The 22,022-nt window shown below is 61.1% G+C and carries 17 protein-coding genes; 7 read left to right on the top strand and 10 right to left on the bottom strand.

Going from position 1 to position 22,022, the window contains the following annotated elements; all coding sequences use genetic code 11:
* Positions 1-98: 98 nt before the first annotated feature.
* Both M2401_RS14250 and M2401_RS14245 read right to left on the bottom strand, forming a co-directional pair.
* The gene (locus M2401_RS14250) at positions 99-494 is read right to left on the bottom strand and encodes a DUF4280 domain-containing protein (protein ID WP_259103753.1); all 396 of its coding nucleotides are present in this window, start codon (positions 492-494) and stop codon (positions 99-101) included.
* A 146-nt stretch (positions 495-640) separates the two neighbouring features.
* Positions 641-1,831: an MFS transporter gene (locus M2401_RS14245; RefSeq protein WP_259103752.1), complete on the bottom strand. Its 1,191-nt coding sequence runs from the start codon at positions 1,829-1,831 to the stop codon at positions 641-643.
* 357 nt (positions 1,832-2,188) lie between these two features.
* Here M2401_RS14245 and M2401_RS14240 point away from each other — a divergent pair, with 357 nt between their 5' ends.
* On the top strand, positions 2,189-2,638 hold the full coding sequence (locus tag M2401_RS14240) for a VOC family protein (protein WP_259103750.1): 450 nt from the start codon (positions 2,189-2,191) through the stop codon (positions 2,636-2,638).
* A 262-nt stretch (positions 2,639-2,900) separates the two neighbouring features.
* Here the strand turns inward: M2401_RS14240 and M2401_RS14235 are convergent, their stop codons facing one another.
* The 6 genes from M2401_RS14235 to M2401_RS14210 form a co-directional block, all read right to left on the bottom strand.
* Entirely contained in the window at positions 2,901-3,758 is an 858-nt protein-coding gene (locus M2401_RS14235) for a hypothetical protein (protein ID WP_259103748.1), read from the bottom strand.
* Positions 3,752-5,710 (bottom strand): bacteriophage N4 adsorption protein A, encoded by a 1,959-nt coding sequence (locus M2401_RS14230; RefSeq protein ID WP_259103745.1) that lies wholly within the window; start codon positions 5,708-5,710, stop codon positions 3,752-3,754. Before M2401_RS14230 ends, M2401_RS14235 begins: the two co-directional genes overlap by 7 nt.
* Complete coding sequence (locus M2401_RS14225; RefSeq protein ID WP_259103743.1) at positions 5,707-7,824, bottom strand: glycosyl transferase family protein; 2,118 nt, start codon at positions 7,822-7,824, stop codon at positions 5,707-5,709. The genes M2401_RS14230 and M2401_RS14225 overlap by 4 nt, the downstream gene beginning before the upstream one ends.
* Positions 7,825-7,836: 12 nt before the next feature.
* Positions 7,837-10,053, bottom strand: coding sequence for a cellulose biosynthesis cyclic di-GMP-binding regulatory protein BcsB (locus M2401_RS14220; RefSeq protein ID WP_259103741.1), 2,217 nt, complete (start codon positions 10,051-10,053; stop codon positions 7,837-7,839).
* Between the two features lie 153 nt (positions 10,054-10,206).
* Entirely contained in the window at positions 10,207-11,436 is a 1,230-nt protein-coding gene (wecB, locus tag M2401_RS14215; protein ID WP_259103739.1) for a non-hydrolyzing UDP-N-acetylglucosamine 2-epimerase, read from the bottom strand.
* 565 nt (positions 11,437-12,001) lie between these two features.
* Positions 12,002-13,030, bottom strand: coding sequence for an ABC transporter substrate-binding protein (locus M2401_RS14210; RefSeq protein ID WP_259103737.1), 1,029 nt, complete (start codon positions 13,028-13,030; stop codon positions 12,002-12,004).
* Positions 13,031-13,493: 463 nt separating this feature from the next.
* Here M2401_RS14210 and M2401_RS14205 point away from each other — a divergent pair, with 463 nt between their 5' ends.
* From M2401_RS14205 to M2401_RS14185, 5 genes are all read left to right on the top strand, one after another.
* Positions 13,494-14,651: an alpha-hydroxy acid oxidase gene (locus M2401_RS14205; RefSeq protein WP_259103735.1), complete on the top strand. Its 1,158-nt coding sequence runs from the start codon at positions 13,494-13,496 to the stop codon at positions 14,649-14,651.
* Positions 14,651-15,553: a LysR family transcriptional regulator gene (locus M2401_RS14200; protein ID WP_259103734.1), complete on the top strand. Its 903-nt coding sequence runs from the start codon at positions 14,651-14,653 to the stop codon at positions 15,551-15,553. The genes M2401_RS14205 and M2401_RS14200 overlap by 1 nt, the downstream gene beginning before the upstream one ends.
* A 119-nt stretch (positions 15,554-15,672) precedes the next feature.
* Complete coding sequence (locus tag M2401_RS14195; RefSeq protein ID WP_259103733.1) at positions 15,673-16,338, top strand: RraA family protein; 666 nt, start codon at positions 15,673-15,675, stop codon at positions 16,336-16,338.
* Between the two features lie 57 nt (positions 16,339-16,395).
* The gene (locus tag M2401_RS14190; protein WP_259103732.1) at positions 16,396-17,760 is read left to right on the top strand and encodes an MFS transporter; all 1,365 of its coding nucleotides are present in this window, start codon (positions 16,396-16,398) and stop codon (positions 17,758-17,760) included.
* A 16-nt stretch (positions 17,761-17,776) separates the two neighbouring features.
* Positions 17,777-18,820, top strand: a complete 1,044-nt coding sequence (locus M2401_RS14185) for a hydroxyacid dehydrogenase (protein ID WP_259103731.1) — start codon at positions 17,777-17,779, stop codon at positions 18,818-18,820.
* A 228-nt stretch (positions 18,821-19,048) separates the two neighbouring features.
* Here the strand turns inward: M2401_RS14185 and M2401_RS14180 are convergent, their stop codons facing one another.
* Both M2401_RS14180 and argC read right to left on the bottom strand, forming a co-directional pair.
* Complete coding sequence (locus M2401_RS14180; RefSeq protein WP_259103726.1) at positions 19,049-19,861, bottom strand: pyrroline-5-carboxylate reductase; 813 nt, start codon at positions 19,859-19,861, stop codon at positions 19,049-19,051.
* Positions 19,862-19,932: 71 nt separating this feature from the next.
* The gene (gene argC / locus M2401_RS14175; RefSeq protein WP_259103724.1) at positions 19,933-20,853 is read right to left on the bottom strand and encodes an N-acetyl-gamma-glutamyl-phosphate reductase; all 921 of its coding nucleotides are present in this window, start codon (positions 20,851-20,853) and stop codon (positions 19,933-19,935) included.
* Between the two features lie 113 nt (positions 20,854-20,966).
* Here argC and M2401_RS14170 point away from each other — a divergent pair, with 113 nt between their 5' ends.
* Positions 20,967-21,851, top strand: a complete 885-nt coding sequence (locus M2401_RS14170) for a LysR family transcriptional regulator (protein ID WP_259103722.1) — start codon at positions 20,967-20,969, stop codon at positions 21,849-21,851.
* Positions 21,852-22,022: the final 171 nt, after the last annotated feature.

Genomic DNA, 22,022 nt, shown 5'->3' with positions numbered 1-22,022 from the left:
CAATAGCGGTGTATCAGGTCGACCCATTCGCAGCCTTTGGCAGCTGCTGCGGGATGGTGTTGACCAAGCGATAGTCGCCATGTCAGGCATCTCACCGATCACGGAATCAACATCTGCACCTGCCCTGGATACACAATCTTGATCACCCCGGCCCAGGTACACATGAGGATGCTGTTGGCGTCCAGCGACGGCATCGGCCCCAGCAGCATGGTCGGTGCACCGCCGGGGATCCACGGCGCGGCGGTGGCCGGGATGCACGGCATAGGCACCAGCACGCCCAGTGCCGCCGCAGTGGCTGCGGCAACCATGGGGTTGGCCAGGCTCTGGCACATGCCGAAGGGCAGGATATTGACCAGGGGGATATGGTCCATCAGGTTCGCCGCCGGCATGCTCGACACCAAGGTGCGATTGACCGGCAGCACATTGAGCATCGACGGTGCGACGCCGAAGCTGCATTGCAGGGTGGCACCGGAACAGACTTGCGGACATCCCATGGGCGAGACCTGTTGAAACCTTGTGAGGTGCTGAAGTCTAGGTTATCTGGCGCAAAGTTCTCACGCGATTGTGGGCGTTTGACGTGGTGCTTTGTAGCGCGCGCGAAAACCCTTCAGTAGCTCCCGCAGACTCGCGTTATAGCTATCTAGATAGCCAACTCCCGATGACCTTTAGCCAGACTGAGCAGCACCATCAACCCCAGACTGGCCGCCAGCCCGCCCACCAGAAACACCACGCCGTAACCGAAATGGTCAGCCAGCAAGCCGGTCACAGGTCCCGTAAGGCCATAGGCCAGGTCCTGGAAGGCGGCAAACCCACCCATCGCAGTGCCGCGCAGATGCGGCGGTATGCGGCGCACCACCTCCACACCCATGGCCGGGAAGATCATCGAACAGCCGAGCCCGGTCAGGAAGGCGCCGACCAGGGCCACCTCGGGGCTGCTGGCACTCCACAGCAGGTATTGGCCTGCTGCTTCGATCGCCATCGATACCATCGCCACCGGAATACCGCCGACGCGGTCCGGCAAATGACCGAACAGCACGCGCATCAATACGAACGCTGCGCCGAAGCAGGTCAGGCCGAGCCCGGCATGGGGCCAGCCCTGATGCAGGAACAGCAACGGGATAAAGGCGCCGATGGCGGCAAAGCCGACACCTTGCAGGCAGACCACCAGGCCGGGCTGCCAGATCTGCCCGATGATCCGCCAGAACGATGGGCGCTCACCGACGGCAGGTTTCACTGCGGCCAGGGGCAGGACCATCGCCAGGCCCAGCAACGGCACCAGGGCGCAGGCGGTCATGACCCCGATGACGCCGCTTTGCTCGAACAGGTAAAGCCCCAGCGGACCACCTGCGGCAAACGCGCCATACATGCCCATGCCGACAAGAGCGATGACCCGCCCTGAGCGCTGTGGCCCCATGATGCCAAAGCCCCAGGCCAGCAAGCCGACCAGGGCCATGCTCTCGCCAAGACCGAGCAGCAGCCGCCCGACGATCAGCACGGCGTAGGCCAGTACCGGCGACAGGCCATGCCAGCCACTGAGGAGACAAATCAGCCCCGCCACCCCATAGACCCACAGACCTCGCACCAGGGCGTACTTGCCACCGTGATGATCTGACAGGCGACCGGCCAGGCTGCGGGTGAGGATGGTGGAGACAGAGGTGATGCCCACGGCCAGCCCGGCCAGGGCATTGCCCAGCTCGAGTTGACTGCTGACATACAGCGACGTCACCGGCAGGGACATCGCAACGCACAGATAAGATAGGAACAGCGCCAGGGTAATCCACATGACCTGATACAGGTCGGGGTCCGAGCGTCGGGAAAGTACGATTTTCAAGCCATTACTCCTAGGCAGCCATGGCTGCGCCACCTGCATCGACAGGCAGGTTGTTGAGACGAAGGGGTGGAGGTGTTCAGGTGGTCGCGCGAGTCGCTGAATGACCGGGCCAGTATGGAGGGCGTGGGCAGGCCTGGGTATTCGCGTTCTTTGGAGCACCATCCTCTGTAGGACCGGCTTTAGCCGGGAGGGCGCCCTCGCGGCTAAAGCCGTTCCTGCGAGCTAGTGCTACTCGCGTTTTTTCGGCTCCCGGACGGGCGTCACGGCAACCTTGAGCAGGAACGCCTATACCCAATAGGTGGCCTGGTCGGCGCGATCGTCATACGCCAGCCGTCACGCCTAGAGGAGATTTCCATCATGACAGTCAAAGCCATTCCCGAAGGACAACCACGAATCACCGCGTACCTGGGCCTGCAAGATGCCAATGCGGCCATCAAGTTCTACACCGAAGTCTTTGGTGCCCATCAAATGTTCCGCCTGGACACCCCCGACGATAAGGTTGGCCACGCTGAGCTGCGCATTGGCGAATCGGCGCTGATGTTGGCCGATACCTGTGATCAGTCGCCCTTTGGCAAGTCTCAGGACGGACTGATTGCCCTGCACCTGTATGTCGAGAACGTTGACGCCTGTTTCAAACGCGCCATCAACAAAGGCGCCATTCAGATCAGCGCAATCAAAGACCAGTTCTATGGTGACCGCACCGGCACTTTGCGTGATCCCTATGGTGTCATCTGGTTTGTAGCGACCCACAAGGAAGACCTGACGCCCGACGAAATCCGTGAGCGCGCCGCAAAGGTATTCAACTGAGGGAGGAGGGTGTGTACGGGGGTATAGCCAAAGACTTACATAGACTTGCGAAAACCTCCCGTATACACCGCCTGAGTAGAAGCATAAATTGGATCCATCAGTTGAAGCGCAGGAGTGCTTCACAGATCAAGGACGGTCTACCATTGCCTGGATGGCTACCGACAGGATGTTGGGATGGATTTGATAATACGACCCGCTTCGGCGGGTTTTTTATTGCCGGCAATTTGATGAGCACGACCTGAACCGTTGGCGTCAGACGCGCTTATTTGAGCAGCCCCTGCACCAACTTCGGCGTCAGGTAATGCGGCCCGTCGAACAGGTACAGCGGATAACCGCCATAGGCCGCGATCTGCGGCTTTAGCTCGGCCACCGTGGCTGAGCGAAAACCACCGCCAACCTTGGGCCGGAATGCTTCGACAATGACCTTGACGCGATTGGGCCCCAACCTTTCCCGCAGGGCATCGGCATATTGCCGGGCCACCGGGGCGGTGCGGGTGTAGACGCCAACGCCGTCCTGGAAGAACACGCCGATATCATCCGGCAACCAGCTCTTGAGCCAGTCGGCAGTGGCGGCGGGGCCAATATTGCCGCCGTCGTAGACGCTGATCCACAGCGGCCGGGGCAGTTTGGCCAGCAGGGCAGGCAGCTCCTTGGCGCGACTCCAGCTCGGGTCGACCTCAGCCGGAAAGTACCAGCCGGTGACATTGAGCGGCGTCTTGACCTTGGCCATGCGTTCGGACAACACCGCCAGTTCTTCGATATTGTCCCTGGAGCGGTTTTCGCTGAAGAATCCGGCCAGGCCAAGAATCACGTTCTGTGCCCAAGGCTCTTTGCCGATGCGCGACCAGTCAGGCAGCACTGGCACTTCGGGCAGGCCTGCGCCGGGCACGAAGGATTGGCCATCCACCGCCGTCCATTGCACCAACAGGTCGTGCACACCAAGCTTTTGCCAGTCGCCGCGTATGCCCACGGTCTGGTTATCCGGCTGCCAGACAATACCCACCAGCGCCGGGGCGGGCGCTGACGGCAGGAAAATGTCGGCGGCGATCGCCAGCGCTCCGACCAGCAGGGCTGCGAGCCCGGTCTGCGCCAGTCGGGATTTGCCCGGCAGGCTCACCATGAGTAGGTCAGCCGGGCAAACACGCCTTCGGCCTGGTCATCGCCGTACACCTTGGCCCGGTACTGCACCGAGAAGTCGACATAGGACTGCGGCGCCTTGTGCTGGGTCTCGCGGAACCAGTAGCGCACGCCGATGCCCACGCCCGCACCACCGGCATTGCCGGATGAAGTCTTGTTGCGGCCAAAGGCATCGGTGCTGCTGTGCATCTGCGAATCATAGTCGGCGGCCAGCACCACATGGGGGAACAGCACCAGGCGCGGGCTGATGCGGTCCATGCGGATGCTGCGACCCAGTTGCCATTCACTGTTGAAGTAGTTGCGCTTGTCCTTGAGATAACGCCCGCCCTCGACATACAGGTTGGAGGTCCACCAACTCGGCACATCTACGCGCAGATCGGTGCCGATGCTCGAGCCGTAGCCCAGGCGCAGCAGCCAATCGCCCTTGGCGTTGGAGCCGGCCAGAGGGAAGGTGCGCTCGAAGGCGGTCATGACGTTGTATTCGCTGAATGGCTTGAGGCGCACACCCACCGCGCCTTGCAGGGCATCGAGGCCCTTGTCGTTGCCGCTTTCCTTGTTCCACAGCGTATCGGTGACCCGGCCGTACAGCTCAACGAAGCGCGCATTGTTGTAGCCCGCCGGGCGCCACGATACTTCGGTGCTGTTCTGCAGGCTGTCATTGCTGCTGCTCGGCGCACCGCTGAGGCCGTTGGTACTGCTGGCCCCGCGATAAGTGGTGGTGTTGGTCACGCCCCATTCCCGGGACAGGTCGGACACCGCGCGGCGGGTGTCGAACACCTGTTGATCCGGCATGTGCAGGTCGCCGGTCTGCTGATAGTCGATGACCCGCTTGAAATAGGCGATGGCCTGGGCATCGTCGCCCGCGCGCATGGCGCTGTAGGCGGCGTCCTGGACTTCCTTGGGCTTGAGCTGGTTCTGCCGGTCCAGACGCTTGAACTCACGCAGGGCCCTGCGATCATCCCCGGCCTGAGCGAGGAAGTAGGCAATCTGCACTTCATCACCAGTTTTCAGCTCGCCATTGGTTCGGGCTTTCTGCAGGCGCAGCAGGGCTTCTTGCGGCTGACCAAGGGCGGCATACAGCGACGCTTGCTCGCGCAGGGGCAGGTTGCCCACCGCCAGGGCCTGGGCGTAGTCCTGGCGGGCGCCATCCTGATCGCCGAGGCGTTGGCGCATCTGCCCGCGCTGGGCCAGCAATACTGCGTCGTTGCCCTTGAGGGCCAGGGCTTCGGTGGCGGCCGAACGGGCCGCCGAATATTGCCCCTGGGCGATCAAGGCACTGACCAGCAGGCGCCGATAGGCGACTTCTGCGGGGAAGCGGCGCACCACGTCCCGGGCAAAGCTCACGGCGCTGTCGTTGTCGCCACGGGCGAGGGCGGCATAACCCTCGGCGGCGTTATTGACCGCCATCTGCTCATGGATCGCTTGCAGGCGGTGGTTCAGTTGCGGCGACGGGCCGAGTTCCTGAACGGCTTCATTGATCGCCACCTGGGCTTCGTCGAGGTGCTGCTGACGCTGCAAGGCTTCGATCAGCATCATGTGGTAATCGGCGTTATGCGGTGCCTGTGCGATGGCCTTGCGGGCGAACTGCGCGGCCTGGTCGTAATTGCCGCTGGCGTAGGCTTTCAACGAGCGGTTGCCGTCCAGATAACCGGGCTTGGGGTGGGCACCGGGATAACGTTCCGGATGGTCGCGGCGATCCTTGTCGCGCTCGGCCAGCAGGATCAACTTGCGCAGGTCCTGCACGTCATCACGCTGACGCAGGGCTTCCCTGGCCTTGGCAATCGCCAGGTCATAGTCCTTGTGGTTGTAGGCTTCATACGCCTGATTGGCGATGGCGTAGGCCGGGCCGCTAAGGGGCAGCGGCAGGACTTGTGCCTGGGCCAGCAGCGGCAACAGGCCAAGGCCGGCGGTCAGGGACAGCATGGGGAGCTTCATAGGGAGGGCTCCTGAGGCGTGGTAGAGGAATGGCGGTGCTGCCCGGCTACGGCCTGTTCGATGGTGGCGCGGGACAGCACGCCGGTATCGACCAGGTAGTCGCCGATCCGCCCGTGCAGCTGCGGGCGGTAATGGCGAATGGCGCGGTTGAAGGTCTTGCGGTCCAGCAGGCCTTGTTCGATCAACAAATCGCCGAGCAGTGGCGTAGTGGTCGGCAATGGCTGACCGGCAACGGTGTCGAGGCGACGCAACTGGGCGAGGATTTCGCTTTCCCGGGCGATCAACTGCACCGGTTCGGCCCCCAGTTGCTCGCTGATCTGTGCCAGACCATCTTCGGGCAACGGGCTGGCCACGGCGATCTGCGGGCGGCCTTCGCTGGTGTCGGCCAAGGGCACAGCGCGCCAGCGCAGGCAGTACTCATCATCCAATCGCGCTGACAGCTGCATCTTGCTGGCCAGATCGAAGACCCGGGGCAGGTCGCTCTGGAAGGCGATGGCTTCAGCGAGGGTTTCGTCGTCGAGCCAGCCATGGCTGAGCAGAATCTGTCCCAGGGGCATCTGTCGGGTCTGTTGTTCGACCAGGGCGCTTTGCAGGTTTTCGTCGTTGATCGCCTGCCAGGACAGCAGCACGCCGCCCAGTTTGCGCGGCGCCTGGGCCACCAGATCGGTGGAGGGGAAGTCGTGCATGGTTTTGTCCCAGACCAGTTTGCGGTTGAGCAGTTTGCCTACCAGAAACATGCGCCAGGCCCGGGCGGCGGCCATGAAGTTGACGAAGTTGCCCACCACCATGCGTGGAATCGATAGCAGGCCGTGCTGCCAGCCGTAGAGCACTGTGGTGAAGTAATACCGGTGAGCAATGCGCCACAACAGGGCAATCCCGTTGGCCAACAGCAAGTAACTGATCAGCCCGTTGCTGTCGAAAGGTGTGGGGAAACTGGTGTTCCACAATCCGCTGCTGCGTAGCACGATGAGCGCGAGCAATTGCACGAGAATCAGATAGGCAATGATGCTGACAAAAGACGTCACCACCCCTTTGCGATCACGAAACAACAAGTAGCGGTTGGCAAACGACCCGGTCCAGCCCACCTGTTCCCAGCCCTGCAGGCCTATGCCCAGGGTCCAGCGGGCCTTCTGGCGGAAGGCGGTGCGGAAGGTATCGGGAAAGAATTCGCGTACGCACAGGGGCATTTCCAGGTTCGATTCATACTGCGGACGGAACCAGGACTTGCGCAGCACCCGGTACTGCACCGGGAAGCGCACGAAGATCGAACTCATGCCGTAGCGATACAGCCGCGCACCGACGTCGTAGTCTTCGGTGAGGCTGTCGGTATTGAACGGCTGGTTCTGGGTTTCGTCGGCCAGCACTTGCAGGGCGCGTCGGGAGAAGCAAGTGCCGACCCCGGCCGAGGGCACGCTGTCGGTCATGCTTTCCCGGACCACCAGATCCTTGCCGTGCCATTCGGCGAACTCGTCCATGTAGGTCCCTGCGACCCATTCGTACCAGTTGCGTTCCAGCGACACCACCGGCAGCTGGATCATGTCCTTGCGTGGCAGCAGATAGTTGAACAAACGCAGTTCCAGCGGGTGCAGCACGTCTTCGCTGTCATGCAGCACGACACCGGCAAAACTGATGCCGTGGGTCTGTTCATGCAGGAAGATCGCCTGGATCACCCAGTTCAGGCAGTCGGCCTTGCAGGTCGGCCCGGCGTGGGGCACTTCGACCCGGTGCAGTTGCTTGTAGCGGCGACGCATGCGCTCGACTTCGTCGATGGTGCGTTGATCGTTGATATAGGTGCCGACAAAGACCACGTACTGCTGGTAATCCAGGGTCGAGACCATGTTCTCGATCATCGGCGCGATGACGTCGTACTCCAGCCAGGCCGGCAGCATGATCGCCAGGGGCTGCTGGTCCCGGGCGAGCAGCTGTTCCACGGTGAGCGGGCGGAACTGGCGCTCGGCGGTGAACTTGCGGTACAGGCGCCTGGACCAGTACCACAGGTCGATGACCAGGTCGTCCAGGCTCGATACCAGGATGATCGCGCCAACGATCACCGTGGCGATTTCCAGGGCGCTGTAGTAGTGGGCCAGCCAGTAAGGCCAATAGAGCGACGTCATGGTCAGGCCCCGTTACTGGCGCTTGCGGCGGGCAGCACGGCCAGCGGCAATCAGCAGGAGAACGACGATCACGCCGCCAGGAATCAGCCACAGCCACGACGGTTTGCGCCAGGCATCGAGGCCTTTGTCTTCGTCGTCATCGATCAACTGGCTGCCGTTCGGATCCTTGCTGTCGAAGGTGCTCAGGGCGCCACTGTCGCCGAGGATGCTGACGTTGCCCCGCTCAAGCAGTACCGGCCGGGCAAAGTCCGGGGGCTGCCCGCCAAGGGTGCGGTAGCTCAGGCCATGCTGGCCGCCGGACTCGACCACTTGCAGGGCGGCCAGGTGATTGAGGCTCTTGAGGTCGAGCAGGGTCTGCTTTTGCTGATGAATCAACAGATGACCGCTGGTGTCGACTTGCACAGCCTCATCGCTGCCCTTGACCGGCAGTTCGAAGGCCAGGAAAGCCTTGTCCGGGCTGACGGCAGCCTGGCCGTCAGCACTCACCGTCAGTTGCGCGCGCAACGGCGAGACACCCCCGGCGCTGGCGATGCGGATCACTTGCGGCAAGCTGCTGACCGGGTGCGCGAGATAGCTCTGGGGCACCAGCAACTGGCTGGCCACGGCGAAGCGCGCAGCGATGCCGGAAAAGTCGTCGCCCTGAGCGGTCTTGTCGAGGACGACATGGCTGGTGGGCAGGACCGAGACCGGGAATGGCTGTGGCGTCTCCCGGCACTGGTCGCTGACCGGCTGGCGCTGGAACGACACACGCAGAGTGTTTTGCGCGGCCAGGGCGTAGCGTGGAATGCGCGCTTCGATGCGTTGCTTCTGGCCGTCGGCCTGCAGCTGGCTGGCGCCGATCAGATAGTCGTTGAAGAACAGCGTGGCCACCGGCGGCGTACCGGCCACTCCCGGCGAAGCGCTGACGTCGATGACCGCCTTGACCGGCACGCGGCCGTCATAGGCGACGCTGCCCAAGGGGAATGATGTGCTCCAGTCGGTCTTGGCCAGCACATCCACGGCACCGGGCTTGCCGCCCAGGCGGCTGAGGGCGACGCGATCGTCTTTGCTCAGTTCGCCGACTGACTCTTCGCCCAACGTCAGCTGGCGATTGCGCGCCAGTTTGTTCCAGGCGGAACCGAACAGATCAATGGCCTGGGTCGTGGCCTCGGGCTTGATCATCAGCAGCGGGTGAGCGCCGAGCATCGCCAGGCGCACGTTGTCGCCGCCAGTGTTGCTCAGTGCGGCATTGACGTGACTCTCACGCCAGCGGCCCAGGGCGTCAGCCGCAGTGGGGTCAAGGCGCTGCACTTGAGTGCTCAGGGCATCCAGCGCATCGCTGACCGCCTTGAGCAACTGCGGGTCGCTGACCGCCAGATCGGCGTTCAGCGCAGGCAACTGGCCGAGCATCAATAAGGCGCCGATCTGCGCCGGGTCGTTCAGGGTCAGCAGGCCCTTGCCGTTGAGGCTGGCGAAGGCCGGGATGGATTTCAGTTCGTCGGGCACGCGCAGTCCGCTCAGGTCGATGCTGTCCTGCAGCGACGGAAACGCAACAATCCGTGCCTGTTTGCCGATGCGTTCCAGAGCCACACCCAGACGCCAGGCGGCGTCATAACTGGCGGTGCCGAGGGTTCCTGGCGCCACCAGAATACCGGGCTTGCCGGGCAGGGCGTTCCAGGCCGCGCCGACGTCGTGCAACTGATCGGCGTCGTAGCTGTAGCTCAGGCGCGTGTGCGGGTCGATGCGCAGCACATTGCCGATAGCGCGGTCGTCCTCACAGTAGACCCGCGCCACCACCGACGACCAGGCAATGCCCAGGCGTACCGAGCCGCTGTCTCGCGCAGATTTGTCGACGCCGATGGCGAAGCTGGCATTGCCTTCGCCGTCGTTGAGGCCCATGGCCCGCACCGGGTAGCCGTCCAGGGACAGCAACAGGGTGTTCTGGCCGGCCTGACCGTTGAGATAACTGCCCTCGAAATTCAGGCTGGCGTCGGTCAGCGGTACATCGGCCGGCACCGGCAGGTACAGCTCGCGGCGAGCATCACTGGCATTAAGAATGATTGGCCGGTCAATGCCCAGATCCTTGAGTTCTATGACCCTTTGTTGCCGGGTGTCGGCGCTCATGCGGCTGATCGCCTGGCTCAGCGGGGTTTCGGCAGCCAGGGCAAAAGTCGGAGCAAGGGCCAGCAGACCCATGGTGCAGGCGAGCGCGTTCCACGCGGCCGTGTTCACGGTAACGGAATACTTCATTCAGGCAGATCTCGGCTAAAACGGAAGTTGTTGGCGCAGGGGCTGGCAGGAGCGAGGCTTGCCCGCGAAGGCAATGGTTCAGATCACGACAATGGTCCTGATATACCGACCTTTTTCGCGGGTAAGCCTCGCTCCTGCGATCAAATGTGCTCGCTAATGCACCCGCACCGAGCGCAAGGGCATCGACTGATGCAGCGCCTCGGTGGCCTCGCTGCGCCGCGCCGTCGGGGTGGCGACAAACTCATCCACCGCACGGCCCATCAGCACATCGACAATCCGCCCGCAGGCCTGACCGTCGCCATAGGGATTGCTCGATTGCGAAGCACTGCGCCAGAGCAATGCATCGTCAAACAGCATGCTCACACCCTGAACGATGGACTCGGGGTGCGTACCGACCAGGCGCACTGTGCCGGCCTCAACAGCCTCGGGGCGCTCGGTGACATCACGCATCACCAGCACCGGCTTGCCCAGAGATGGTGCTTCTTCCTGCACGCCACCGGAGTCGGTGAGGACCACATGGGCACGCTGCATCAGGCGCACGAACGACAGGTAATCCAGTGGCTCGATCAAATGCACATTGGGCAGCCCGCCCAGATGCTCGTTGACCGGCCCCTGAACATTGGGATTCAAATGCACCGGATAGACGATCTGAATGTCATCGCGTTGGGACAGGGTACGCAGCGCCTGGCAGATGTCCTGGAAACCATCGCCGAAGTTTTCCCGACGATGGCCGGTGACCAACAGCATTCTGCGCTCGGGCAGCAGGAAGCTGAACTGGCGGTCCAGCGCGGCACGCAACTGGCGGTTCTGCTCGATACGGCGGGCAGTCATCTGCAAGGCATCGATCACGGTATTGCCAGTGACGAAAGACTTGCCTTGCAGGCGCTCACCCAACACATTGCGCCGGGCCTGGGCGGTAGGGGTAAACAGGTGATCGGCAATCAGATCGATACTGCGCCGGTTCATCTCTTCCGGCCACGGCTGATGGATATCACCGGTACGCAGACCCGCTTCGATATGACCGATGGGGATACGCCGATGGAAAGCGGACATCGCCGCGACCATCGCAGTTGTCGTATCGCCATGGACCAGCACACGATCGGGCTGCATTTCTTCGAGCACCGGGTCGATGGCCGAATACAGCGCCGCCGTCAGGGTATTGAGGGTTTGCCCAGGGGTCATGACTTCAAGGACGTAATCGGCCTTGAGATCGAAGGTCTGCAGTACCTGTTGCAGCATGCTCTGATGCTGGCCGGTAACGCAGATGCGCGAGTCGATGCCAGGTTCTGCTTCAAGAGCCTTGACCAGCGGTGCCATCTTGATGGCTTCCGGCCGGGTGCCGAAAATCGAAAGAACTTTCAGTCTGGATTGTGCACGAGCCATTGAATCCTCCCGCGCATTTGCATGCGCTGCACAGCAGTGTCCTTGAGCCAAAATGGATTCAAGTCACTAGCAGGTAGTTATGGTTAGGTGCATTTAGCGAAACAAAAGTTCGACTGCCACTTCAATGTGCAATGCAAAGTCCCTGTTACCGGTAACGGGACGGATTATTAGCAAATAAAAAAGAACGCTGCAAAACGGTTTTTTTGATTTTTTACAACTTTTTATCAAGTGGGAAGTGTATGAAACTTTCCCTGAAGTGGAGGGTCAATTCTAGCTTGGGTGTTAATCGGAAGTGTTGGGAGGTATTGGGTGAAACGCTTCAGTGATGCGTCCTGCCGAGGTGGCAGAACGTGCAGGGTGCGGGAGAATGATAGGTCTGTTTGATCGATCAGAGAAGGGGGGCAGTGTAATATTATGGACAGCAGTCGAAGTTTGAAAGTGTGCTGCCGGTTACAGGAACAAATAGTGGATTGAACTTGCGAGGTGTAGTGACTGTCGCCGTTGGAACTTGAATAAAGCGCCACTGATCAAATGATAGGTGGCACTTTGCCTTACTCTCTGGCAGTCAACTGCCTTGTAATGGTTTGCCATCCTTGAAGAAGTAATCCTGCCATGACGCCGGCTTGTTCTTGATCGCGCCGACCCGATACATGAACTCGGCCAGTGGGTAAGTGTTTTTCGGCGTGATGGTGAAGTCGAAATCCGGGTTGTCGATGATCTTCAGTAGGGTCGTACGGTCGATCTTGGCCTTGGTCACACGGATGTAAGTATCGGCTGCGGCACCCTTGTCCTTGCGGATAAAGTCTTCGGCTTCAGCCAGCGCATCGATAAAGGCCCGATATGTCTTGGGATTGTCGGTGCGGAATTTCTCCGTGGCAAACAGCACGGTGGGCGAGTTCGGGCCCAGCAAGTCGTAGGTATTGAGCACCACATGCACGCCGGGGGCCTGGATCTCCTGCTCCTGGAACGGCGGGTTGGAGAAATGTCCGGTCAGCTCGGTGCCACCGGCGATGATGCTGCCAGCGGCATCCGGGTGGGGCAGGTTGACGGTGTATTTGTCCAGGCGCGCATAGTCGGCATCACCCCAGAGCTTGGCCGAGGCATATTGCAGGTAACGCGACTGCACGGAAACGCCCACGGCCGGCACGGCAATGCGGTCCTTCTCGGTAAAGTCAGCGATGGTCTTGACCTTGGGGTTATTGCTCACCAGGTAGTAGGGGAAGTTGCCCAGGGAGGCGACCGCCTTGACGTTCTGCTTGCCATGGGTGCGGTCCCAGATGGTCAGCAACGGGCCAACCCCGGCCCCGGCAATATCCACCGACCCGGCCAGCAGCGCATCATTGACCGCAGAACCGCCCGAGAGCTGTGTCCAGTCAACCTTGATCTCGACACCGTCCTGCTTGCCATGTTTCTCGATCAACTGCTGATCGCGCACCACATTGAGCAGCAGATAGACAATGCCGAACTGTTCGGCGATGCGCAGTTGCCCTTCAGCCTGGGCTGCACTTGGCATGGCCAGGGTACCGGTCAGCAGCGAGGTGGTGAGGCCCAGCGCGGTGGTCAGGCGGGAAAATCGGGGGATGGTTTTAGGCATGATCGGCTCCGGATGCGTGAGATTGAATTCCGCTTTCCGGTAGACGATATAGGTATAAGTATTTTTATTTAAATAACAATATTGAATATCGATATGGCGGGGATCAGCAAGGCTGGTGGGAGCGAATTCATTCGCGAAGAGGCCGATACATCCGACTCATGTGTATCACCTTGACTACCGCTTTCGCGAATGAATTCGGTCCCACGAGGGGGCATTGATTAAGGGGGGGGGGCCAGGTCCATCGCCGATGCTATTGCGAGTGCTGCGCACTCGATCGCCAGCAAAATCGATTGTGTAGGCGCTCATGAGATGTCGCCTTTATTAGCCTCTTCGCGGGCAAGCCACGCTCCAACGGATTCATCTGAAGCCTGGGAGCAAAACAGCATTTTTTCCTTTAACCCCCTCGCCGAAGGCTCTAGGCTGATAGGTCGCCCGGCCACAACAACAATCCAGTGAGCGCCCCATGCCTGAATCGCTGCAAAAATACCTGTCGCTGCATGACTTCGAGGCCGTGGCGAAGAAGCGTTTGCCCGGCCCGCTGTACGCCTATGTATCCGGTGCCGTGGAGGACGGGATTTCCGTCAGCGCCAATCGCCGTTCGTTTGAGCAATTCGGCTTTATTCCCAATGTGCTGGTGGACGTGTCCAAGGTCGATATGACCACGACCCTGTTCGGCCAGACCTACTCGGCGCCCATTGGCCTGGCGCCCATGGGGATTTCTGCCCTGACCAGCTATCGCGGTGATCTGATCCTCGCCAGCGCCGCCGCTGAGAAACAAGTGCCCTTCATCATGAGCGGATCCTCATTGATTCGTCTGGAAGAGGTGGTCGAGGCCGCGCCACATATGTGGTTCCAGGCGTATCTGCCGGGGGATCAACAGCAGATCGACGCGCTGATCGACCGGGTCGCTGCCGCCGGCGTGCAGACCCTGGTAGTGACAGTGGATACCCCGGTCGCAGCCAATCGCGAGAACAATGTCCGCGCCGGATTTTCTACGCCTCTGCGGCCGAGCCTGAGCCTGGCCTATCAAGGCGTGACCCACCCGCGCTGGCTGTTGGGGATTTTCCTCAAGACCATTCTCAAACACGGTATGCCGCACTTTGAAAACAACTACGCCACGCGCGGCGCGCCGATCATGTCCAAGAGCGTGCTGCGCGATTTTTCCGATCGCGGCCATCTGAATTGGAAGCATGTAGCGGCCATTCGCAAGCGTTGGCAGGGGCCGATGATTCTCAAGGGTATCCTCAATCCGCGGGATGCGATCAAGGCGCGGGCTATGGGTATCGATGGCATCATCGTGTCCAACCATGGCGGCCGCCAGCTCGATGGCAGCGTCGCACCGTTGCAGGTGTTGCCACGGATTGTCGAGGCGGTGCCGGATACCGTGGTGATGATCGACAGCGGTATCCGTCGCGGCACCGATGTGATGAAGGCCATGGCCCTCGGCGCCAAGGCGGCCTTTGTCGGCAGGCCATTCAACTATGCGGCGACGGTGGCCGGGCAGGCCGGTGTGGCCCACGCCATCAAGCTGATCTGCGATGAATTGAAACGGGACCTGGGCTTGCTCGGCGTGTCTTATCCGACCAGTCTTGACGCTTCGGTCCTGCTGGAAAACCGCTGATGGTCACGTTCAAACAGCTGGAAGCGCTGTACTGGATCGCGCGCCTGGGCAGCTTCGAAGCGGCGGCGGCCAAGCTGAATATGTCGCAGTCGGCGATTTCCAAGCGTATTGGTGAACTGGAAGAAACCTTCAGCGAGCCGATCTTCGACCGTGTCCGGCGTAACTCGCGTCTTACGCCACGGGGCGCCTTGCTGCTGGATCACGCCACCGACCTGTTGAACAGGCGTGACCAGATGCTGCTGGAGGTCAGTGACAAGTCGGCCCTGGTCGGGCGCTTTCGTCTTGGCGTCACCGAGCTGACGGCCATGACCTGGCTGCCGGCCCTGGTCGAACGGGTCAATGCCGTGTACCCCAAGCTGGAGCTTGAGCCTTCGGTGGACGTGGGTTCCGGATTGTTTCGCCAACTGGAGCAGGATCAGCTCGACCTGATCGTGGTCCCGGCTGTATATGCCGATGCCCGTTTTGTCAGCCTTGAGCTGCCCAGCGTGCGCAATACCTGGATGTGTTCACCACGGCTGCTGGATAACCAGCAAGTCTGGTCGCTGCAAGCCCTGTGCGGGCAGGTGCTGCTGACCCAGGGCGGTTCTTCCGGCGCGGGGCTGCATTACCAGCGTTGGTTCGCCACCCAGGGCGTGAGCTTCGAGCGAACCATCAACGTCAACAATCTGCTGGCGCAGGTCGGCCTGGCCATTTCCGGTCTTGGCATTGCCTACCTGCCCAAGGACTGCCTGGCGCATTTGCTGGAGCAGGGCAGCCTGTGCGAGCTGAACAGCGAACCGGCATTGCCGGACAGTCCTTACATAACCCAATACCGCGGTGATCGTTGGGCGGGGGTCAGTGCGGACATCGCGCGGATGGCTCAGGAGCTGTGTGATTTCACTCGTTTGCTGATTGCGCGCTAAGGCTGCTTGAAACTGCTTATGGAAAAAAAGCGATGGTTAGTCAGTCGTTAATATCGCTAAAAGTATTTGCGACGACTGCATAAGATCCAAGGCACTCTCCAACAACAAAGGGTGCCGCCATGAGCTTCCCAGGATTTCGCGTCAATCCCGCCGTTCCACCTCTGAACAATGAGGTGATCCGCGCCTTCGATCACGTTGTCACCCCCCATATCAGCGACAACCTTGGCCGCCATATCGGTGCCCGTGGCCTGACCCGCTATAACCGCACCGGCAAACTGGTGGGCACGGCGCTGACGGTCAAGACCCGGCCCGGCGACAATCTGTATATCTACAAAGCGATGATGCTGTTGCAGCCCGGCCACGTATTGGTCATCGACGCTCAGGGCGACGCCAATAATGCGGTGATCGGCGAGCTGATCAAGCTCTATGCCTTGCAGCGCGGTTGTGTAGGCTTTGTGGTGGATGGCGCCATCCGAGATGTCGCCAGTTTCGAGCACGTTCCCTGCTATGCCCGCAGCGTGGTGCATTGCGGTCCTTACAAAGAGGGCCCGGGGGAGGTTAATGTACCCGTGAGCATCGGCGGCATGCTGGTTTCGCCAGGGGATATTCTCGTCGGCGACGAAGATGGCCTGGTGGCGTTCCCCATGGATCAGGCCGAAGAGGTCTTGCACAAGGCCGGGCTCCACGCCGAGCATGAACAGCGGGTGATGGCGGAAATCGCCACGGGTGCGCTGCAGCAAAGCTGGATCGACAAGGCCCTGGCCGCCAAGGGCCTGCTGGATTAGCGATCAGCGCTGACCCCGTTCGCCAACCGACACAAATCAAATAATATCGGTATCGTCATGATCAAGACCCTTTCCAAGAAAGGCGGCTTTCGCTGGATTGTCGCCGGGCTGTTCTTCCTCGCCTACATGATTGCCGGCGCGGACCGCGCCAATATCGGTGTGGTGGTGCCTTTCATCAAGCAGGAATACGCCCTGAGCAACACCGATATCGGTGCCCTGGCCAGCCTGTTCTACCTCACCTATGCGGTGGTGCAGATCCCCGCCGGTTATCTGTTCAGTCGCTGGGGTATTCGCAATCTGCTGACGGCGTCCCTGGTGCTGACCTCCATCGCCACACTGCTGATCGGCATGACCAGCAACGTCTTGCAGCTCAAGTTTGCCCGCGCCTTGCTCGGTGCCGCCGAAGGCCCGATCAACATCGGCATCGTGTCGATCATCAACCGCTGGTTCCCGGCGCGGGAAAAGGGCCTGGCCACGGGGATCTTCATGTCCTCGATCAAGTTTGCTCCGGCCTTCGTGCCGCCGCTGTGTGCATGGATCGTGCACCTGTACGGCTGGCGCGAAGTGTTCTATATCTTCGCCTTTCCTGGCCTGCTGGTGGCGGTGCTGTGGTGGTGGCTGGTCAAGGATGATCCGTCGAAAAGCCCGTATTGCACCCCGGAGGAAGCCCGCTATATCGACGAGTCCGACGCGCCAGTCAAGGCGCCGACTGCGTTGGCCCCACGCCGTAGCTGGCTGGATCGCTTTATCCGTACCCGTGACATCGACCTGCTGCACGACAACGCCAGCATCCTGCGCTCATGGAATATCTGGGCCTGCGCCCTGGGCTATTTCCTGATGGTCGGCATCACCTACGCCATCATGACCTGGGTGCCCACTTATCTGGTCTCGGTCAAACACTATTCGGTGATGAAAATGGGCGCCGTCGCCGCTGCCCCTTGGGTCGGCGCGATCATCGGCAACCTGCTCGGTGGCTGGCTCTCGGACAAGGTCTTCGACAAGCGCCGCAAGCCGGTGATGCTGATTACCTCGTTGGCCACGGTCGTGACCATGTTCGTTCTGCTCAATTCGCCGGATGATCCGATCCTGTTGGCCGGGGTGTTTCTGGTCGCCGGGATCCTGCTCAACATCGGTTACTCGACCTTTCTCGTCTATCCCATGGGCCTGGCAACCAAGGACAAGGTGCCGTTCGCTGCGTCGATCATTAATACCGGTGGCTCCCTGGGTGGTGCCTTCGCGCCTTTCGTGGTCGGCGTGCTGCTCGATAACTACGACTGGAACATGGTCTTCACCTTCCTTGGCGTCTGCTCGCTGCTGACTTTTGTCGTGCTGCTGACCATGATCGAGCCGCGGCCCAAGGCCAGCGCCGTGACCCAGCAACCCCTTGTGCCGAATGGCCCCCACGTCGCCAGCAACGCTTGAATATCAAGGACACCTTATGTCTACGCTTTTGCACAATGCCGTGATCAGTCGTCTGGACCTGTGGATCAACCCCATCTTCGACGAACTGATTGAAGCCACTCCGGAACTGGCCTTGCAGCGCCTGATCCGGGCCGATGAAGCCGGGGTCTGGTCCGGGCTGCGCCGCACCAACGCCTACCACATCACCGCCGCCAAGGATGAGCTGCCGAGCCAGTGGTTCGCCAACCAGGCGTTGATTGAACAATGCCCGCAGTTGCTCTGCGTATCGTCGGGCGGGGCGGGCTACGACACCGTGGACGTCGAGGCCTGCACCCGCGCCGGTATTGCCGTGGTCAATCAGGCCGGAGCCAACGCCAACTCGGTGGCCGAACATACCTTCGGCCTGTTACTGGCCCTGAGCAAACGCCTGATCGAATCCAACCGTCGTCTGCGTACGGACCGGGGCTTTGCCCGGGAAGACTTGATGGGCGAAGAAATTCACGGCAGTACCCTCGGCATCATCGGCCTGGGAGTGATTGGAGAGCGCACCGCGCGGGTCGCCAATGGTTTTGGCATGCGGGTGCTGGCTTACGATCCGTACCTGGATGCCGAGACTGTTCGAAATCGGGGTGCGGAGCCGGCATCCCTTGAGCAATTGCTGGGGGCTGCGGACTTCGTCTCCCTGCATTGCCCGCTCACGGCCTCGACCCGTCACCTGATGGGTGCCGAGCAGTTCGCGGCGATGAGGCGCGGGGCGATTTTTCTGTCCACCGCGCGAGGTGGCATCCACGATGAAGCGGCGCTGTTCGATGCGCTGAGTCGGGGCCATCTGGCCGGCGCCGGGCTGGATGTCTGGGAAGTCGAGCCGCCGCCCCATGAGTCACCCTTGCTGCGGTTGGAACAGGTGATCGCCACCTACCATACCGCCGGGGTCAGCCATGGCGGACGACGTAATGTGGCGCGCTCATCGGCGTTACAGATTCAGGCGATGCTAAGGGGAGAGCGGCCGCCGCACCTGATCAACCCGCAGGTTTGGGAACACTTTATCGAACGGTTGAATCAGGCCGCCTCAATAGCCTGAATTGACTATCCTGCCCCGTCCTTCGACGCGGCGCTGTCGTTCAGCAAACAATCGATGGGGGCTGGGCGCACATCCTGTGGGAGCGAATTCATTCGCGAAGAGGCCGGTACATTCGAGTTATATGCAGCTCCTGAAATATTGCATTCGCGAATGAATTCGCTCCCACAATTTTCCCCACAGAGTTTCGATGATTCAGTAGGTTTTGCGTTGTCTGATAAGAGCCGCTCATCATTTGTTACGGTCGGGCCCGTCCCAAAGACTCGACTGCGCCACCCCCATCGCCGCATCCAGCCCGCTTTTCACACTGGCCTCAAGCCCACCAGCGAGCATGCCATTGATCCCCGCTGCACTGACGCCTTTGTAGTCCAACAGCGTCTGTAACAACGCCTCGAAATCCCGCTGCGGTGTGATCAGCTGACTGGCCTGTACCACCACCGCCGCCACGGCCCGCCGGGCAATGGGTTCGGCAATGCCCTGCGCAATGGCGCAGTTGTACATGGCCTTGGCCAGCAGAGCAGGGTAGGACGGGCCCGTACCGGTGAGGCCGGTGAGGTAGTCCAGCTCCCGTTCGCTATGCACTTCATCGGCCTGGCCACAGGTTTCGAACAGTTGTTGAACCAGGGCTTTATCAGCGGCTTGGACCCGCTCACTCGCCAGCCACGGGGTATAGGACTGGCGAGTTTCCAGGGCCGCATTGGGCATGGCACGGATCACCCGCTGGCTGCCGACATGGTTTTGCAGGTCGCTCATGCACACGCCCGCCACCAGGGATATCAGCAATCGGTCCTGCATATCGATGCGCACGGCGGCCAGGTCTTCAGGTCGTACCGAGAGGATCACCATGTCGCTTTGCCGGACCAGATCCTGATTATCGGCGGTGATACGCACCCCGGACAGAATCCCCGGTTCACTGAGGCTGCCGGAGCGACTGGAAAGGATCAGTGCTGCGGGGTCGAGCCACTCCGTCTGCACCAGTGCCGTGGCAATGGAGCGTCCCAGCCATCCCGTGCCGCCGATAATGCCGATGGTCAAACCGTGCATGATGTCCCTCAGTCAGTGGCTGTAAACAATCGGGCCACCTTAACATCGGCATGATCACGGCGGCACCGTGATTAGCGCTGCAACAGCAGATCCAGATTCTGCACTGCCGCACCGGCCGCGCCCTTACCGAGGTTGTCGAATACCGCCGCCAGCAAGACCTGACCGTGGTTTTCGAAGACCATCAGGCGCAGGTTGTCGGTGCCGTTAAGCGCCTGAGGATCAAGCACCGCCATGGCCTTGGCATCCTGCAGCGACATGACTTCCACGCAATCAGCTTCGGCATAATGCTGGCTCAGGCAGGCATGCACCTGGGCGGCATTGGTACCCGGTGCCAGCAAGCGCAGTTGCAGGGGAACGGTCAGCACGATGCCCTGGCGAAATGCACCATAAGCCGGCGAGAACAGCGGCCGCTCACTAAGACCACTGTATTGCTGGATCTCCGGCACATGCTTGTGCGCCAGGCCCAGTCCATACAGTTGGAAGGCCGGGGCCTGGGCTGCGTCTGCGCCTTCATATTCATCGACTCCTGCGCGGCCCTTGCCGGAGTAGCCCGACACCGCGTGAATGCTGACCGGATAGTCCGCGGGTAACAAACCTGCCTGCAGCAACGGGTGCAGCAGCCCAATGGCGCCGGTCGGGTAGCAGCCGGGATTACTGACGCGCTTCGCATGGATGATCGCCTGTTTCTGTTGCGCGCTGATCTGGGCGAAACCGTAGGTCCACTCGGCGTGAGTCCGGTGCGCCGAACTGGCGTCTATCACTCGTACCTCAGGGTTTTCGATACTGGCTACCGCCTGTTTTGCCGCCTCGTCGGGCAGGCACAGAATGGCGATATCACAGTTGTTGATCGCCTCGGCGCGGCGTTGGGCATCCTTGCGCTGCTCGGCTGGCAGGGTCACCAGGCGCAGATCCTTGCGCTGGTGCAGGCGTTGGTGAATCTGCAACCCGGTGGTGCCTTGGTCGCCGTCGATAAATACAGATGCAATGGTCATGGATGCGCTCACAGGCAGAAATCAACAGCGCTTATCTTCGGCGCAGGCGTAACATAGGGAAAGTTGAATTTGATAACGGTAAGATTCATATTTTCTGAACGTTAGAGGTTTGTATGCGTGAAATCAGTCTCGACCGCCTGCGCACGTTGGTGGCGATTGCCGACCTGGGTTCCTTCGCCGAAGCGGCGCGGGTCTTGAACCTGGCGCCGCCGACCGTGAGCCTGCATATCGCCGATCTGGAAGCGCGTGTCGGCGCCACGCTGCTGTCCCGCACCCGTGGCCAGGTGCAGCCGTCGGTCATTGGCCAAACGTTGGTCGAACGGGCACGGCGCTTGTTGGCCGATGCCGAGCAGGCGCTGGAAGATGTGCAGCGCCAGGTGTTGGGGTTGGCCGGTCGGGTGCGGGTTGGTGCATCCACCGGCGTCATCGCTCAGTTGATCCCCCATGCGCTCGAGGTGTTGGAGCAGGATCATCCGGATATCGACGTGCAGGTCGCCGTACTGACCTCGCAGCAGACTTTGCAGAAACTGGCGGACGGCAGCCTCGATATCGGCCTGGTCGCCTTGCCGCAGCCGCCGGTCAAGGGTTTGCAGCTCAAAGCATGGCGACGCGACCCGGTCATGGCCTTCCTGCCTGCGCGTTGGCAGAGCCCGGCACTGATCAGCCCGACCTGGCTGGCCGCGCAACCGCTGATTCTCAATGACAACAGCACGCGCCTCTCGCGCCTGACCGCCGAGTGGTTCGCCAGCGACGGCCCGCAACCGGTCGCACGCATTCAACTCAACTACAACGACGCGATCAAAAGCCTGGTGGCCGCCGGGTACGGCGCAACCCTGCTGCCCCACGAAACCTTGACGCCATTGCCCGACAGCCGCATCGCCATGCGCCCGCTGAACCCGCCGCTCTGGCGCGAACTGGGCATTGCCCATCGTAGCGGTGAGATAGAACGCACGACCCGGCATGTGCTGGAGGTGTTGTGGGGGTTGAGTGTGGATTGATGCGATTCGCGATTACCAACAAAACAGTACTCACTGAATATCGGAGTTCAGTGGGCGCCGTCCCGCCGCTAACGCGCCACGCTGTCGATTAGCAAACCCTTGGCAGGGAGGAGTTTTGTGGGAGCGAATTCATTCGCGAAGAGGCCGGTACATTCGATATATAGCGCCTAA

Origin of the sequence: Pseudomonas sp. JUb42, from assembly GCF_024807945.1 — a bacterium.
Taxonomy (GTDB): domain Bacteria; phylum Pseudomonadota; class Gammaproteobacteria; order Pseudomonadales; family Pseudomonadaceae; genus Aquipseudomonas.
Note: the sequence above shows the minus strand (reverse complement) of the source record. Positions and strands in the feature narration are given on the sequence as shown.